Consider the following 15,132-nt stretch of genomic DNA (forward strand, 5'->3'; position numbering starts at 1 on the left):
CGGCACTGCATTCAAGTAGCCCCGCTTCAGCGAGACAGCAGCACGGCCGCCAGACCCACGGCGGCAGGCAAGGCCTGCACGAATAGGATTTTGCGGCTGACGGTGATTGCGCCGAAGACGCCAGCCACCACCACGCAAGCCAAGAAGAACAATTGCACCGGCACGCCAGCCGCTCCTTGGCTCAGCCCCCAAAGCAAACCGGCACTGAGAAATCCGTTGTAAAGCCCTTGGTTCGCAGCCAGCGCCTTGCTGGCCTGGGCAAACTCGGCCGTCAGCCCGAAGACTTTTCGCCCCAGGGGCTTGGTCCAAAGAAACATCTCCAGCACCAAAAAGTACAGGTGCAAGCCGGCCACCAAGACCAGCAAAAGATCTGCCACCATTCGCATCGCGCACTCCCTGATCGTCGTTTGAGGTCTTCAGTCTTTCGCCTCCTTCCGGCGCGAAACTACCGCGGGAAAACTGACCCACCCCTCTTTCCCTGGGCGCCTGTATAGCATGGGCGGCAAAGGCCACATTAATTGTACGCAATTGAATTGCACCCTACATTCATGCCCATGCCACGCACAGCTCGAACCCAGCAACAGCCCCAATTCGACACCGATCAGGTTTTGCGATTGGACAATCAACTGTGCTTTGCCTTGTACGCCAGTTCCCTGGCCATGACCAAGGCCTACAAGCCCTTGCTGGAACCTCTCGGACTCACCTATCCGCAGTACTTGGTGATGTTGGTCCTGTGGGAGACCGATGGCCTCAATGTGGCCAGCCTCGGCCAACGGCTCTCACTCAATTCGGGCACGCTGACACCGCTCCTGAAACGCCTCGAAAGCACCGGGCTGATCCGGCGCCAACGTGCCCAAGACGACGAGCGGCGCGTCGACATTTTCTTGACCGCAGAAGGGCAAGCCCTGAAAAGGTCTGCCCGAGCTATTCCAACTCGTTTGGCCTGCGCCAGCGCCTGCTCCTTTGAAGAGTTGGCCGAACTGACTTCGCGATTGCAGCGCTTGCGACGCGAACTCGATAGCCAAAACGAGCACAAACCAAGCTGATCCCAGCAAGGCCGGCTTGCAAAAAGCCGGCAATCAAGTACCTCAACCCACCGCGAGCACAAAGGAAAGCACCATGGCACTCGATAAAGTTCTCTACACCGCCCACGCTACGAGCACCGGAGGCCGAGAAGGCAAATCCACCACTCCCGACGGCGCCTTGAACCTGACGCTGTCCACACCCAAAGAGTTGGGCGGCGCAGGAGGAAGCGGAACCAATCCCGAGCAACTGTTTGCAGCCGGCTACTCCGCCTGTTTCATTGGCGCGATGAAGGTCGTGGCTGGAAAAATGAAAATCGCCTTGCCGGCCGATCTGTCGATCAGCGCAGAAGTCGGCATTGGCCCCATCCCAGCGGGCTTTGGCATACAGGTTGCGATGAACATCAGCATCCCCGGCCTGGACCGAGCCAGCGCCGAGCAATTGGTCGCGGCCGCGCATCAAGTCTGCCCCTACTCCAATGCAACGCGCGGCAATATCGACGTCGCACTGAATATCGTCTGAATGGGCTGAAGAAGACCGCAGGTTTGAGTGCGCGGACGAGCGACAAAAGCGCGCAGTCCCAGCTTGTACCTGCGTCTTCTGCGATAGCCAGACTGCGTCCACTCGGCGGAACGAACTCCGCCGAGATTGGCACTTAGGCCTTAGGCGATCCGCGCCTGTAATTTCTCCTGCATCAGTTGCAGCAGCATTTCAATCCTTGCCTTCACCGGACTGAGTGCGCCGGCGCTGGGCAAGGCCTCGTCCGAAGCGGTCACCGGTCCAGCGTCACAGCGGGTGCTGCGCAAGACGCGGACACCGGCGGCCTGCGCCTCCCGCAAGGCCGCGTCCAGGCTGATCGACAGGCTGCCATTGCCAGTACCGGCAACCACCAAGCCGTCAACACCTTGGGCCACAAGCGCCCGGACCACCGAACCGCTTGCCCCTACATGGTTGAGCACGATTTCGACGCTTGGCCATTGTTTGGGCGGCAGCGTTGCCAGCAAGGACGTGCCAAAAACCGGCGCATGGCTGTGCGCAACAGCCAACCAGCGAACATGCCCCTCTTCGATGCTTGCCAAGCGACTGCCATCGACCGAACCGAAGGCATCGACGCGGTAGCTGTGCACCTTGCGCACCTGCTCGGCCGAATGAACCTGACCGGCGAACACCACCACAACACCTGACGCCGATGGATTCGTCGCGACAGTGACGGCATCCAACAGATTTTGAGGACCATCTTTTTGCAAAGCGGTGGCCGGACGCATCGCCGCGGTCAGCACCACCGGTTTAGCCGGACCCAAGACGCGCTGCAAAAAATATGCAGTCTCTTCCAAGGTGTCGGTGCCATGGGTGATGACCACCCCGGCCACCTCGGGGCGCGCTAAATGGATCTGGACACGAAGTGCTAGACGTTGCCAGGTTTCAAAATCCATGTCCTTGCTGTCGAGCTGAGCGACCTGCTCAGTCTCCAAACGTTGCCCAGCCAGCGGCGGCACCGCGGCGACCAATTGCGCAACACCCAGTTGGGCTGCGCGGTATCCCACATTGTCAGAGGCATCTTCAGCCGTACCCGCGATCGTGCCCCCGGTGCCGAGGATCAACACCAAATCAGGTGACTGCGTGGTCAAGGACTCTGGCGACCTATTGTTTGCATCGTTTTTTTGCATTTTTTTCTCAGCTGGATGAAAATACAGTAGCTGGATAAATATTCAGGCCAACCCCAAACAGGATTCCCATGGACGACAAGCCGAAACTCACCGCACGTCAGCAACAAATCCTCGATTTGGTTCGACAGGCCATTGAACTGACCGGCGCCCCTCCGACCCGGGCCGAAATCGCTGCCGAACTCGGATTCCGCTCCGCCAACGCAGCCGAAGAACATCTGCAAGCCCTGGCCCGCAAGGGCGTCATTGAGTTGGTGGGCGGAACTTCCCGCGGCATCAGGCTGAAGTCTGACACATTGAAGGCGGTCAACCAGGCTCGCGAAGCAAAAGAGTCTCGCCAAACTATAGGTGGCGCTCCCGGCCGTCAGTTTTCCCTGCCACTTGCCAGCTTGGCCCAGTTGACTCTGCCCTTGGTTGGGCGCGTTGCAGCGGGCCAGCCGATCTTGGCCCAAGAACATATTGAACAGACATACGCCGTCGAAGCCAGCATGTTTGCGCAAAAGCCTGACTTTCTACTCAAGGTCCGTGGTATGAGCATGAAAGACATTGGCATCATGGACGGCGACCTGCTCGCGGTGAAGAAAATTTCCGAGGCCAAGAATGGCCAAATCGTGGTGGCGCGCTTAGGTGATGACGTGACCGTCAAACGATTCCAACGCAATCGCAAAGGTATCGAGTTATTGCCTGAAAACCCTGACTTTGCACCGATTCTCGTTGCCGACGGCGACGAGAGTTTTGTGCTAGAAGGGTTGGCTGTTGGTTTGATTCGCGGCCAGATGTTCAATTGAATGCGCTCAAAACATGGCGCACCAGAACCTACTGGTGAATTCGTATGGGCTTGACGACGGGGATTTAAATCCGCGAAGGGCACATGCGATTGGACTCTGAGAATTCTCAGTATCAAATCTGCGCTCCTATTCGCGCGCTTTTGGAGCTCAATATACCGAGTCGGCACCCAGATCAAACTCCAGGCTTGGTGCCCGACTCGTATGAGTGAATGCTACATACGGCCTTGGAGACTGCAAATCCGTCCCGAGTTAGAGTTCTCGAGAAATCGATTCGGTAGTCTGGGATCACAGACTCGATATGAGTATGCGGGAATAGACCTCGTTCGGCCGACAAATGTGATCGAAAATGACTGGCAAAAGAAAAAGCCCTGACTGCTTTCGCAATCAGGGCTTTCAATATTGGCGGAGTGGACGGGACTCGAACCCGCGACCCCCGGCGTGACAGGCCGGTATTCTAACCAACTGAACTACCACTCCAAATGACTTAGCAGTTGATTACTCAAACACTAACTCACCGAACAAGTTTTGCAACCATCCTCAGATGATTGCCAAGCCTTGTCAAACTTGGCGTCCCCTAGGGGATTCGAACCCCTGTAGTCACCGTGAAAGGGTGGTGTCCTAGGCCTCTAGACGAAGGGGACTAAACCTTCTAATTTTCAGATTCAAAAAGCCTTTCAGCCCTTCGAATCGACCCACTTGAACCGCGCGCCGCCACTTATCACCAACAAGCAATAAGTGGTGGAGATAAACGGGATCGAACCGTTGACCTCTTGCATGCCATGCAAGCGCTCTCCCAGCTGAGCTATACCCCCAAATATTCTGCGGGCGCCGCGCTATTCAAGCGTCACTACTAATTTTATTCTATCACAAGTAATTTGATTTCTCACCTTACTCGCCGCAGCGATTTATTATCGCTGCTTCAAACAACTCTGACTTTCACCAGAGCTTAATGTTGGCGGAGTGGACGGGACTCGAACCCGCGACCCCCGGCGTGACAGGCCGGTATTCTAACCAACTGAACTACCACTCCATGTATATTAGTATAACACGAATATACAGAACAAATTTGTAGTTGTCTTAAAACATTCTCAAAACAACTACCAAGTCTTGTCAAACTTGGCGTCCCCTAGGGGATTCGAACCCCTGTAGTCACCGTGAAAGGGTGGTGTCCTAGGCCTCTAGACGAAGGGGACTAAACCTTCTAACTTCTCGAACTGCGCGCCGCCAAATTAGATTTGGTGGAGATAAACGGGATCGAACCGTTGACCTCTTGCATGCCATGCAAGCGCTCTCCCAGCTGAGCTATACCCCCAAAACCTTTACTCCGCACTACTTGCCACTGCTTCGCTTTCGCTCGCTTTGGCTGCTGTGCGTCGCGACGTTTTGTGTATCGCGCTGTTCAAGCAAGACATAGATTGTAGAACGAATTTCACACGGAGCGCAAGCGTTTGATGACAATTTCTTTTTCGAACAACTCCAGCACCGCATCCACGCTCGGCGTTTGCACGCGTCCGCACACCAAGGCGCGCACCGGCATGGCCAAAACAGGCATCTTGATGCCGTGCGCGGCAATCGTTTCTTTGATGGCCGCGGCAATACTGGCCTTGGTCCATTCCGCGCCTTCGAGCTTTTCGGCCAGGCTTGCCAGAGCGGGCTTGATTGCATCTGTCACATGAGCGGCCAAGTCCTCAGCACTGGGGCTGACGGCCACGAAATACATCGCCAGCCAATCTGCCAAAGCCACCGTTGTCGCACAACGATCCTTGAACAAGGCACACATCGCTGGCAGACGCGCCACATCAGCTTCGATTCCGCGCTTGCGTAATTGCTCAGCCACCAAGGCCGCCAAGCGTGCGTCATCGGCCTGCTTGATGTACTGGCCGTTGACCCATTCGAGTTTGGCCGGATCCCACTGAGCGGGGCTCTTGTTCAGGTGTGTGCCATCAAACCAAGACACCAACTGCTCGCGACTGAACAGTTCTTCGTCGCCATGGCTCCAGCCCAAGCGTGACAGATAGTTCAGCATCGCCTCGGGCAGATAACCGGCCTCTTCATAGGCCGTGACACTGACCGCCCCCCGCCGTTTCGACAGTTTCTGCCCGTCATCGCCCAAGATCACCGGTACATGCCCGAACTGGGGCAGCGCGGCACCCAGTGCATTGAAGATATTGATCTGCCACGGTGTGTTGTTGACATGCTCGTCACCCCGGAACACATGGCTGATTTGCATATCCCAGTCGTCCACCACCACGGCGAAGTTGTAGGTGGGTACACCCAAGCTACCGGCGGGAGCGTCTTCACCCGCGGGGCGCACGATGATCAAATCATCGATTTCCCGGTTGTTGATGGTGATGGGGCCCTTGACCAGATCGTCCCAAGTCACATCGCCTTCGAGCGGGTTCTTGAAGCGAACCACCGGCGCTACGCCGGCAGGCACTTGCGGCAAGGTCTTGCCGGCCTCGGGCCGCCAGCGGCCGTCGTAACGGGTCTTCTCGCCGCGGGCGCGCTGGGCCTCGCGCATATCGTTCAACTCGGCCGGCGTGCAGTAGCAACGGTAGGCCTTGCCTTCGGCAATCAATTGCTCGGCCACGGCCTGATAGCGCTCCAAACGCTGCATCTGATAGATCGGGCCCTCGTCATAGTCCAAGCCCAGCCACTTCATCGAGGCCAGAATCTGTTCCACAGAGTCTTGGGTCGAACGCGCCACATCGGTATCTTCGATGCGCAGCACAAACTTACCACCGAAGTGGCGGGCGTAGGCCCAGGAGTACAAGGCCGTGCGCGCCGTACCCAGATGCAGGAAGCCGGTGGGCGATGGGGCAATACGGGTGCGCACGGTGTTGGAAACGTTCTGGCTCATAGGGATTTCAAGGTAGAAAGACCGCGCAACAAATCATCGGTGATGTCATCGACATGCTCTAAACCGACCGACAAACGAATCAAGCCTTGGCCAATGCCCGCGGCCTGGCGCTGGGCCTCGCTGAGGCGACCATGCGAGGTGGTTGCCGGGTGCGTGATGATGGACTTGGTGTCGCCCAAATTGGTGGCGATGCTGAGCACACGGGTGCTGTCGATCACATGGAACGCCGCGGCGCGCGCGGCTTCCGGCGTAGCGGCGCGCAGTTCAAACGAAAGCACCGCACCACCCTGCCCCGACTGCTGCCGCATCGCCAATTCGTGTTGCGGATGCGAAGGCAAGGAAGGGCAATAGACGCGCGCCACTTCTGGGCGAGCCTCCAGCCAACGTGCCACGGCCAAGGCTTGCTCGCTTTGCGCCCGCATACGCAGGCTCAGGGTTTCGAGGCCCTTCAAAATCACCCAGGCGTTGAACGGGGCCAGGACCATGCCCAGCGTCCGCATCACCGGCCCGAACACATCTTTGATCAGATGGTTAGGACCGCACAAGGCGCCCGCCATCACGCGGCCTTGGCCGTCCATGAATTTGGTGGCCGAGTGCATGATCAAGTCGGCACCAAATTTGGCAGGCTGTTGCAGGGCCGGCGTGGCGTAGGTGTTGTCCACCACCAGCAAGGCGCCCGCGGCATGCGCGATATCAGCCAAGGCCTGAATGTCGCAGACCTCGGTCAAGGGATTGGTCGGCGTTTCGGCAAAGAAAAGCCGCGTCGTGGGCCGGATGGCCTCGCGCCACTCTTGCAGATCAGTTTGAGAGACAAAGCTGGTTTCCACCCCGAATTTGCCGAACTCCTTGGCAAACAGATTGATGGTGGAACCAAAAACCGAGCGCGAGCAAACCACATGGTCGCCCGCCTTCAAGAGGCCCATGCAGAGCAACAGTATGGCACTCATGCCGGTGGCGGTCGCGATCGCGCCTTCCGTACCTTCCATCGCGGCCAGGCGTGCTTCAAGCGCACGCACGGTCGGATTGCTGGTGCGCGAATAAGTGAAGTCCTCCGAGGCGGCAAAGCGCCGCGCCGACTCCTCGGCGTCAGGCTGCACATAAGTGCTGGTCAGAAACAAGGCTTCCGAATTCTCCCCGTACTGGCTGGGCGCCAAGGCCGTGCGCACGGCCAGGGTCTCAGGCCGCAAGCCGGATGGCAACTGGGCCCGTGCAAGACGGCGGTCGTCCTGCTGGCTCATTGGCCCTCGCCTCCACTTTGCAAGGCCAGTCGCGTACGGGCCGGGCCTTCTTCTTCATCACCTTGGGCGCGACGTTGCGCTTCTAGCTTGGCGAAGTCTTCAGCGGTCACATCACCGGTGACGTACTCGCCGTCAAAGCAAGAGGCTTCAAAGCCCTTCACGGCCGGCTGCAGCGCAGCGACCACGCGTTTCATGGCATCCACATCCTGATAGATCAAGGCGTCGGCGCCAATGAATTGACGGATTTCTTCGATGCTGCGGTTGTGGGCCACCAACTCTTCGCTCGTCGGCATGTCGATGCCGTAGACATTGCGATAGCGCACCGGCGGTGCGGCCGATGCCAGATACACCTTGCGTGCGCCGGCTTCGCGGGCCATCTGCACGATTTCCTTCGAGGTGGTGCCGCGCACGATCGAGTCATCGACCAGCAGCACATTGCGGTTCTTGAACTCCAGGCCAATGGCGTTGAGCTTCTGACGCACCGACTTCTTGCGCGCGCCCTGCCCCGGCATGATGAAAGTGCGGCCGACATAGCGGTTCTTCACAAAGCCTTCGCGATAAGGCTTGCCAATGCGATGCGCCAATTGCATCGCTGACGGGCGACTCGACTCGGGGATGGGAATCACCACATCAATATCGCTCGGTGGCATGGTGGAGATCAGGCGCTGCGCCAGGGTCTCGCCCATATTGAGACGGGCCTGGTAGACCGAGATGCCGTCCATCACCGAATCTGGGCGGGCCAAGTAGACGAACTCAAACATGCAAGGATGCAGTGAGGGGTTCTCTGCGCATTGCTGGGTGCTCAAAGTACCGTTCATGTCGATGAACAAAGCTTCACCTGGAGCCACATCGCGGATCAACTGGAAGCCATTGCCCTCCAGCGCCACACTCTCGCTGGCCACCATGTACTCACCATCGGCCGCCTGGCCGAAGCACAGCGGGCGAATGCCATAGGGATCGCGGAAGGCCAACAGACCGTGGCCGGCGATCAAGACGATGACGGCGTAAGAGCCCTTGATGCGCTTGTGGACGGCGCTGACGGCCTTGAATACGCCCTCGGCTCCCAGAGGCAGGTCGCGCGCCGCCAGTTCCAGTTCGTGGGCCAAGACATTCAGCAAAACTTCGGAGTCACTCTCGGTATTGATGTGGCGGCGGTCAATATCGAACAGCTCGGTCTTCAAGCTCTGCGCATTGGTCAGATTGCCGTTATGTACCAGCACCAAGCCAAACGGCGCATTGACGTAGAAGGGCTGCGCCTCTTCTTCGTTATAGGCATTGCCGGCGGTCGGGTAACGTACCTGCCCCAGGCCGATTGAGCCGGGCAGCGCGCGCATATTGCGGGTCCGGAAGACGTCACGCACCATACCGCGAGCCTTGTGCATGAAGCACTTATTGCCCTGCATGGTGACGATGCCTGCCGCATCCTGACCGCGGTGCTGCAGCAGCAGCAGCGCGTCATAAATCAGCTGGTTGACCGGAGAGCGAGAAATCACGCCGACGATGCCGCACATGGCTATTCCTTGTCTTGTAGAGACGCTAACGAACTAAAAAAACGAACCATCAAAAATCTTCACGCCCGGCACCACCGGAACTCAGGCCATGCCCGGCACCGACTGCAGCAGTTCCGCCGGCAGCAGCGGGCGCAACACCTGCAGGGTTGACTGCAACACCGGCAGCAATTGCGAGGCGCCCCAAGCTTGCGACTCTATCGCCGGCGTCATGCCGACGACAAGTACCAAGGCCAGACAGATCAGCAAGCCGCGCAGCAAGCCAAAACAGGCACCAAACAAGCGATCCACCACGCTGAGTGGCGACGCATGCAGCAAGGCCCGCAGCAACTTGGCCCCCAGCCCCCAAATCAACAAAACCAGCACAAAGGCGAGCACCAGGCCAAGCATATGGGCCAGACTGGCGCCGAGCTTCTCCTGCGGCAGCCAAGGCTCCAGCCAAGGCGCTAACACGGGCGAGGCCAAATAGGCGACTAACCAACCAGCCAGGGACAAAACTTCAAACACCAAGCCGCGCCACAGACCGAGCAGCAGGGACACGGACATCAAGCCCAACAAAAGCCAATCGATCCAATTCACGCGTTCAGCGCTCCAACACCGTGTTGAATCGACTCATACTGAGCGGCACGCTCAAAGCGTCAGCACAGCGGTACTCAAGCCGGCTGCACGGATACGCGCGGCCGCCTTGTCGGCCTCGTCCCGGCTGGCAAAGGGGCCAACGCGCACCCGAATGCGTTTACCGGCCGGCGTTTCAGCCACCTGCGTATAGGTCTTCATGCCCATCTTTTCCAGCTTCAGGCGAACCTCTTGGGCTGCCTTGCTTTCAGCATAAGCCCCCACCTGAACAATCATTCGACCGGCGGCTTCACTGGCCCGCGTTTCGCTGGGCTTGCCTTCCAACAAAGACTGCACGCGCGCCGCCTCCTGGCCCTTGGTTTTGGCGTCGGCATGAGCTTCGCTTGGCTTGGGCTTGTCGGCGCTCTTTTGCGCTTGGGCGGCCGGCTTGGCCTCGGGCTTGGTTTCTGGCTTAGGCTCTGGCTGAACCTGAGGCTTTGTTTCTTGCTTGGGCTCAAGCTTGGCACTGGGCTTGGCCTCTGCCGCAGTGGCGAGCACGGTCTTGCTCGCCTCGGCCGCGACCGCAGCGACGGCCGTGGCCGAAGGTGCAGTCAATGGAAGACTGGAAGCGGCGCTGGACTTGCTCGCAGTGGCCTGAGGGGCCTGAGTTCCTGTCTGGTTCACGGCCTGAGTCCCGGCGGACTGCAACTCGGATTCTGCCGCAGGCAAAGCCGGCAGGCTTTGCGTCGGCGCAGGCATGGCCGCTGGCACCTTCAGTGCAGCGCCGCCATCCTTGCTTGGAATTTCAATCGGCAGATCGACCGGAATCGGGCGCGGCTGCGTTTCAAACAGCAGCGGGAAGCCAATCACGCCCAAGCCCACCAAGACCGCCGCCCCGATCAAACGATGGCGGGCACGCAGGCGCAGTTGTTGCACCGCGTCGACGGAGTCCGACACCGATTTGGCGGCCGGCGGCGGTGTTCCGCGCTTGAAAAATGACAGCAGACCCATGGCGATTTGGCAGCGTGAGCCCGTAACAGGCGATGTAAACAGACCCCGGATAGAGGCCTGGATTTCAAGACAGGAAGGTGGGAGCTTGGGCTGGTTTGCCGGCCTGCAAACGCGGCAATCCATTCTTCAGAACGCCTCCCACGGTATGGAAGGAACCGAAGACCAGAATTCTATCAGCGGGGTCGGCCGCGGCCGCCGCTGCGTGCAAGGCATCCAACGGCTCTCCGTGCTGGTGTAGCGTTACTTGGGCGCCAGCCTTCAACTCTCCGGCCGCACGCATTTGCTCGAACTGCGCCAGCAGTGCCGCCGCAGTGGCGGCGCGTGGCATGTCGAGATCGCAGAAGTGCCATGCATCGACCAGCGGCGCCATGCGCCGGAAGATGGCTTCGATATCTTTGTCGGCCATGGCACCGAAAACCGCATGAGTGCAGGGAAAGAAGCCCATCTGGTCGAGGTTCTGCGCCAGCGCGGCCACCGCATGCGGGTTATGCGCCACATCCAGCACCAAGGCCGGCTGACCGGCGACCACCTGGAAGCGCCCCGGCAACTCCACCATGGCCAGACCATTGCGTACCGCCTGCGCACTGATGGGTAGTCGATCAAACAAGGCCTCAAAAACCGCCAGCACCCCGGCGGCGTTCAGTAATTGATTAACGCCACGCAGCGCCGGATAAGCCAAGCCGCTGAAGCGACGTGTTCGGCCCGACCATTGCCACTGCTGGCGGTCGCCGCTATAGGTGAAGTCCACACCCAGTTGGCGCAAATCGGCACCAATCTCGGTCGCCCGCAGCGCCAGGCTGGCCGGCGGCATCGGATCACTGACCACCACCGGGCGGCCGGCACGCATGATGCCGGCCTTCTCTCGGCCCACCGACTCGCGGTCAGGACCCAAGTATTCGGTGTGGTCCAGGTCGATGCTGGTGATGACCGAGCAATCGGCATCGATGGCATTGACGGCGTCGAGTCGCCCCCCCAGGCCCACCTCGAGAATCACCAGATCCAGCGGTTCGGCCGCCAGACGCAGCATGATGACCAAGGTGGTGAACTCGAAATAGGACAGGGTCATGTCCCCGCGCGCCGCCTCCACTGCCTCAAAGAAAGGCAGCAGCGACTCCGCCGTCACCGACGCACCACCGACCCGGCAGCGCTCCTGAAAGTGCACCAGATGCGGCTTGATGTAGAGCCCGACCCGGTAGCCCGCCTGCAGTGCAATGGTCTCCAGCATCGCGCAAGTCGACCCCTTGCCATTGGTACCGGCCACCATCACCACCGGGGCATCGAACTTCAGACCCAGTCGATCGCGCAAGGCGATCACCCGGTCCAAGGTCATGTCTATGGTCTTCGGGTGCAGGCGCTCGCAATGGGCGAGCCAAGCGTCCAGGCTATCAAGCATCATCATCGATTCACAAAACAGGACGGCCAGACCTTGTGGGCCTGGCCGTGTGGGGTTCAAAAGCCAGCCAGCTGGCGCGGCAATCAGGCCACCGCGTCGGAACTCATGCGCTGCAGCATGGCCAATTGACGGGCAATGGTCTCACGCAGTTCGCGACGATCCACAATCATGTCCACCGCGCCCTTTTCCATCAGGAACTCGGCGCGCTGGAAGCCTGCCGGCAGCTTTTCGCGCACGGTGTTTTCGATCACGCGAGGGCCGGCAAAACCGATCAAGGCCTTGGGCTCCGCGATCACAACATCACCGACGAAGGCAAAGCTGGCCGACACGCCACCCATGGTCGGATCGGTCAAGACCGAGATGTAGGGCAGTTTGGCCTTGGCCAAGCGCGTCAATGCGGCATTGGTTTTGGCCATTTGCATCAAGCTCAAGAGGCCCTCTTGCATGCGCGCGCCACCGGTGGCAGTAAAGCAGATGAAAGGTGTCTTTTGCTCGATGGCTGTTTCGACGCCGCGCACAAAGCGCTCGCCGACCACCGAACCCATCGAGCCGCCCATGAAGTTGAACTCGAAGCAGGCCGCCACCACCGGCACCGTCATTAACGCACCGCCGATAACGACCAAGGCATCGGTCTCGCCGGTGTGCTCAAGCGCTTCCTTGAGACGGTCCGGGTACTTCTTGCTGTCCTTGAACTTCAGAGCATCAACCGGCAACACCTCTTGGCCGATCTCGAAACGGCCTTCGCCGTCCAGGAAGGCATCCAGGCGAGCGCGTGCGCCAATGCGGTGGTGATGACTGCACTTGGGGCAGACGTTGACGTTCTGCTCCAGATCGGTCTTGTACAGCACCGTCTCGCAGGAAGGGCACTTGATCCACAAACCTTCCGGCACCATGCGGCGCTCGGTGGGATCGGTTTGCTGCATCTTGGGCGGCAGAAGTTTTTCAAGCCAACTCACAAGCGGACTCCTTTGTCTTTTGAACTGAAGCGACGGACTACGCGTCTAGCGCGGCCCGAATCTCGCGGATGAACTGGGCACCCGTTACGGCGACATTATCGCGCGGCTGGACCTCGAGCAACTCAACCAGGCGCGAACCAATCACAACGGCGTCCGAAACCTCGGCCACAGCGCGAGCGGTGACGGCATCACGAATGCCGAATCCGACCCCCACCGGCACCGAGACATGGCGGCGAATGCGCGGAATCATCTCGGCCACGGCCGCGGTATTCAGGTGGCCGGCGCCGGTCACACCCTTCAGCGAAACGTAGTAGACATAACCGCTGGCGATTTGGCCGATGCGCTGCATGCGAGCCTCGGTCGAGGTTGGCGCCAGCAGGAAGATCGGATCCAACTCCTGCGCCTTCAGCAAGGCCGCGAAACGCTCGCACTCCTCGGGCGGATAGTCCACCACCAGCACGCCGTCCACGCCAGCGGCCTTGGCGTCAACAACAAAGCGCTCCACGCCGTAGCGCTCGATCGGGTTGGCATAGCCCATCAACACCACCGGGGTACTTTGATTGCTGACTCGAAAGGCGCTCACGTCGGCCAACACGCGACTCAGGCCGATGCCGGCCTTGACGGCGCGTTCAGCAGCACGCTGAATCACCGGGCCATCGGCCATCGGATCAGAGAACGGCACGCCCAGTTCGATCACGTCGGCGCCGGCTTCGGCCATGGCCAACATCAGCGGCACGGTGGTTTCCGGGAACGGATCACCGGTGGTGACAAAGGGAATCAGGGCCTTGCGACCCTCGGCCGCCAAACGCGCAAAAGTGGCTTGGATGCGGCTCATGGCTGAACTCCCTTCACCGGCATGGCGACGGGGGCAAGCGACGCATCGCCGCCCTTCACCGACTGCCCCTTGCAGGACGGGCGACAGAAGAACTCGGCCTTGGAGATATCGGCGACGGTGCCAATATCCTTGTCTCCACGCCCCGACAGGCACACCAGCAAATGCTGATCGGCCGGCAAGGTCGGCGCCAACTTCATCGCATGGGCCACCGCATGGCTCGATTCCAAGGCAGGGATGATGCCTTCGGTGCGGCACAAATGATGGAAGGCGGCCAAGGCCTCGCCATCGGTGACGCCAACATACTCGGCGCGGCCAATGTCTTTCAGATAGGCGTGCTCGGGGCCAACGCCGGGATAGTCCAGACCGGCCGAGATCGAATGCGTCTCGATAATCTGACCATCGCCGTCCTGCAGCAGATAGGTTCGATTGCCGTGCAAGACACCAGGGCTGCCCGCCGTCAGCGTGGCGGCATGCTTGCCGGACTCAACGCCCTCGCCCGCGGCCTCAACACCAATCAGCCGCGTGCCGGCATGCTCGATATAGGGATAGAAAATGCCCATCGCATTGCTGCCGCCGCCGACGCAGGCGATCACCGCATCCGGTTGACGGCCGATCATCTCGGGCATTTGCACCAAACACTCATCACCAATGATGCGCTGGAAGTCGCGCACCATCATCGGATAGGGGTGCGGGCCGGCCACCGTGCCGATGATGTAGAAGGTTGACTCGACGTTGGTGACCCAGTCACGCATCGCCTCGTTGAGTGCGTCCTTCAAGGTCTTGGAGCCCGACTCCACAGGCACCACGCGGGCGCCAAGCAAATGCATGCGGTAGACGTTCGGGCTTTGACGCTTGATGTCCTCGCTGCCCATATAGACCACGCATTCCATGCCGTAGCGGGCGCAGATGGTGGCCGTGGCCACGCCATGCTGACCGGCGCCGGTCTCGGCAATGACGCGCTTTTTGCCCATCCGCTTGGCCAGCAAGGCCTGACCAATCGTGTTGTTGATCTTGTGGGCGCCGGTGTGGTTCAAATCCTCGCGCTTCAAGAAGATCTGCGCACCACCCAACTCGCGGCTGAGCCGATCAGCGTGATAGACGGGGCTGGGGCGGCCGACGAAATGGGCCAGCTCTTTTTTGAACTCGGCGATGAAGTCGGGATCTTGCGCGTAGTGCGCATAGGCCGTCTTCAACTCCTCGAGTGCATGCACCAGGGTTTCGGCAACAAAGCTGCCACCATAGGTCTGACCCTTGACCGGGCCGAAATGCCCTTGGGCATCGGGTTGATGATAGGAATTCAT

Annotated in this window: 14 protein-coding genes and 6 tRNA genes; 3 read left to right on the top strand and 17 right to left on the bottom strand. The window is 59.8% G+C overall.

Annotated features, from left to right (window positions below):
• Positions 1–26: 26 nt before the first annotated feature.
• The gene (locus tag WG899_RS02295; protein WP_339593994.1) at positions 27–386 is read right to left on the bottom strand and encodes a DUF1304 domain-containing protein; all 360 of its coding nucleotides are present in this window, start codon (positions 384–386) and stop codon (positions 27–29) included.
• A gap of 162 nt (positions 387–548) precedes the next feature.
• Here WG899_RS02295 and WG899_RS02300 point away from each other — a divergent pair, with 162 nt between their 5' ends.
• The gene (locus tag WG899_RS02300) at positions 549–1,046 is read left to right on the top strand and encodes a MarR family winged helix-turn-helix transcriptional regulator (protein WP_444718802.1); all 498 of its coding nucleotides are present in this window, start codon (positions 549–551) and stop codon (positions 1,044–1,046) included.
• Between the two features lie 73 nt (positions 1,047–1,119).
• A complete protein-coding gene (locus tag WG899_RS02305; protein ID WP_339593996.1) occupies positions 1,120–1,545 on the top strand; it encodes an organic hydroperoxide resistance protein in 426 nt (141 codons plus the stop codon).
• Positions 1,546–1,685: 140 nt separating this feature from the next.
• On the opposite strand, the gene WG899_RS02310 is transcribed toward WG899_RS02305, so the two are convergent.
• Complete coding sequence (locus WG899_RS02310; protein WP_339593997.1) at positions 1,686–2,651, bottom strand: asparaginase; 966 nt, start codon at positions 2,649–2,651, stop codon at positions 1,686–1,688.
• Between the two features lie 107 nt (positions 2,652–2,758).
• Here WG899_RS02310 and lexA point away from each other — a divergent pair, with 107 nt between their 5' ends.
• Entirely contained in the window at positions 2,759–3,475 is a 717-nt protein-coding gene (lexA, locus tag WG899_RS02315) for a transcriptional repressor LexA (protein WP_339593998.1), read from the top strand.
• 400 nt (positions 3,476–3,875) lie between these two features.
• Here the strand turns inward: lexA and WG899_RS02320 are convergent.
• The 15 genes from WG899_RS02320 to trpB form a co-directional block, all read right to left on the bottom strand.
• Positions 3,876–3,952: transfer RNA gene (locus tag WG899_RS02320), tRNA-Asp, on the bottom strand.
• A gap of 88 nt (positions 3,953–4,040) precedes the next feature.
• Positions 4,041–4,116: transfer RNA gene (locus tag WG899_RS02325), tRNA-Glu, on the bottom strand.
• Between the two features lie 95 nt (positions 4,117–4,211).
• Positions 4,212–4,287, bottom strand: a tRNA-Ala gene (locus tag WG899_RS02330).
• 141 nt (positions 4,288–4,428) lie between these two features.
• Positions 4,429–4,505 (bottom strand) — tRNA-Asp (locus WG899_RS02335).
• An 87-nt stretch (positions 4,506–4,592) separates the two neighbouring features.
• Positions 4,593–4,668, bottom strand: a tRNA-Glu gene (locus WG899_RS02340).
• Between the two features lie 43 nt (positions 4,669–4,711).
• A tRNA-Ala gene (locus WG899_RS02345) sits at positions 4,712–4,787 on the bottom strand.
• 117 nt (positions 4,788–4,904) lie between these two features.
• The gene (gene gltX, locus WG899_RS02350; protein ID WP_339593999.1) at positions 4,905–6,335 is read right to left on the bottom strand and encodes a glutamate--tRNA ligase; all 1,431 of its coding nucleotides are present in this window, start codon (positions 6,333–6,335) and stop codon (positions 4,905–4,907) included.
• On the bottom strand, positions 6,332–7,573 hold the full coding sequence (locus tag WG899_RS02355; protein ID WP_339594000.1) for an O-succinylhomoserine sulfhydrylase: 1,242 nt from the start codon (positions 7,571–7,573) through the stop codon (positions 6,332–6,334). Before WG899_RS02355 ends, gltX begins: the two co-directional genes overlap by 4 nt.
• Entirely contained in the window at positions 7,570–9,084 is a 1,515-nt protein-coding gene (gene purF / locus WG899_RS02360; RefSeq protein ID WP_339594001.1) for an amidophosphoribosyltransferase, read from the bottom strand. Before purF ends, WG899_RS02355 begins: the two co-directional genes overlap by 4 nt.
• A gap of 81 nt (positions 9,085–9,165) precedes the next feature.
• Positions 9,166–9,660, bottom strand: a complete 495-nt coding sequence (locus tag WG899_RS02365) for a CvpA family protein (RefSeq protein ID WP_339594002.1) — start codon at positions 9,658–9,660, stop codon at positions 9,166–9,168.
• 51 nt (positions 9,661–9,711) lie between these two features.
• Positions 9,712–10,647: an SPOR domain-containing protein gene (locus WG899_RS02370; protein ID WP_339594003.1), complete on the bottom strand. Its 936-nt coding sequence runs from the start codon at positions 10,645–10,647 to the stop codon at positions 9,712–9,714.
• Between the two features lie 64 nt (positions 10,648–10,711).
• Positions 10,712–12,046: a bifunctional tetrahydrofolate synthase/dihydrofolate synthase gene (gene folC, locus WG899_RS02375; RefSeq protein ID WP_339594004.1), complete on the bottom strand. Its 1,335-nt coding sequence runs from the start codon at positions 12,044–12,046 to the stop codon at positions 10,712–10,714.
• 77 nt (positions 12,047–12,123) lie between these two features.
• Positions 12,124–12,996: an acetyl-CoA carboxylase, carboxyltransferase subunit beta gene (gene accD, locus WG899_RS02380; protein WP_339594005.1), complete on the bottom strand. Its 873-nt coding sequence runs from the start codon at positions 12,994–12,996 to the stop codon at positions 12,124–12,126.
• Between the two features lie 37 nt (positions 12,997–13,033).
• The gene (gene trpA, locus WG899_RS02385; RefSeq protein ID WP_339594006.1) at positions 13,034–13,831 is read right to left on the bottom strand and encodes a tryptophan synthase subunit alpha; all 798 of its coding nucleotides are present in this window, start codon (positions 13,829–13,831) and stop codon (positions 13,034–13,036) included.
• Positions 13,828–15,132, bottom strand: coding sequence for a tryptophan synthase subunit beta (trpB, locus tag WG899_RS02390; RefSeq protein ID WP_339594007.1), 1,305 nt, complete (start codon positions 15,130–15,132; stop codon positions 13,828–13,830). The genes trpA and trpB overlap by 4 nt, the downstream gene beginning before the upstream one ends.

The sequence above is a fragment of the Paucibacter hankyongi genome (assembly GCF_037482915.1).
Lineage (GTDB): Bacteria > Pseudomonadota > Gammaproteobacteria > Burkholderiales > Burkholderiaceae_C > Paucibacter_A > Paucibacter_A hankyongi.

Excerpts from the sequence above, each read along its gene's own strand:
- lexA (WP_339593998.1), top strand. The coding sequence starts at position 2,759 with ATGGACGACAAGCCGAAACTCACCGCACGTCAGCAACAAATCCTCGAT.
- WG899_RS02370 (WP_339594003.1), bottom strand. The coding sequence starts at position 10,647 with ATGGGTCTGCTGTCATTTTTCAAGCGCGGAACACCGCCGCCGGCCGCC.
- WG899_RS02300 (WP_444718802.1), top strand. The coding sequence starts at position 549 with ATGCCCATGCCACGCACAGCTCGAACCCAGCAACAGCCCCAATTCGAC.
- WG899_RS02295 (WP_339593994.1), bottom strand. The coding sequence starts at position 386 with ATGCGAATGGTGGCAGATCTTTTGCTGGTCTTGGTGGCCGGCTTGCAC.
- gltX (WP_339593999.1), bottom strand. The coding sequence starts at position 6,335 with ATGAGCCAGAACGTTTCCAACACCGTGCGCACCCGTATTGCCCCATCG.
- WG899_RS02305 (WP_339593996.1), top strand. The coding sequence starts at position 1,120 with ATGGCACTCGATAAAGTTCTCTACACCGCCCACGCTACGAGCACCGGA.
- trpB (WP_339594007.1), bottom strand. The coding sequence starts at position 15,132 with ATGAATTCCTATCATCAACCCGATGCCCAAGGGCATTTCGGCCCGGTC.
- purF (WP_339594001.1), bottom strand. The coding sequence starts at position 9,084 with ATGTGCGGCATCGTCGGCGTGATTTCTCGCTCTCCGGTCAACCAGCTG.
- WG899_RS02355 (WP_339594000.1), bottom strand. The coding sequence starts at position 7,573 with ATGAGCCAGCAGGACGACCGCCGTCTTGCACGGGCCCAGTTGCCATCC.
- folC (WP_339594004.1), bottom strand. The coding sequence starts at position 12,046 with ATGATGATGCTTGATAGCCTGGACGCTTGGCTCGCCCATTGCGAGCGC.
- trpA (WP_339594006.1), bottom strand. The coding sequence starts at position 13,831 with ATGAGCCGCATCCAAGCCACTTTTGCGCGTTTGGCGGCCGAGGGTCGC.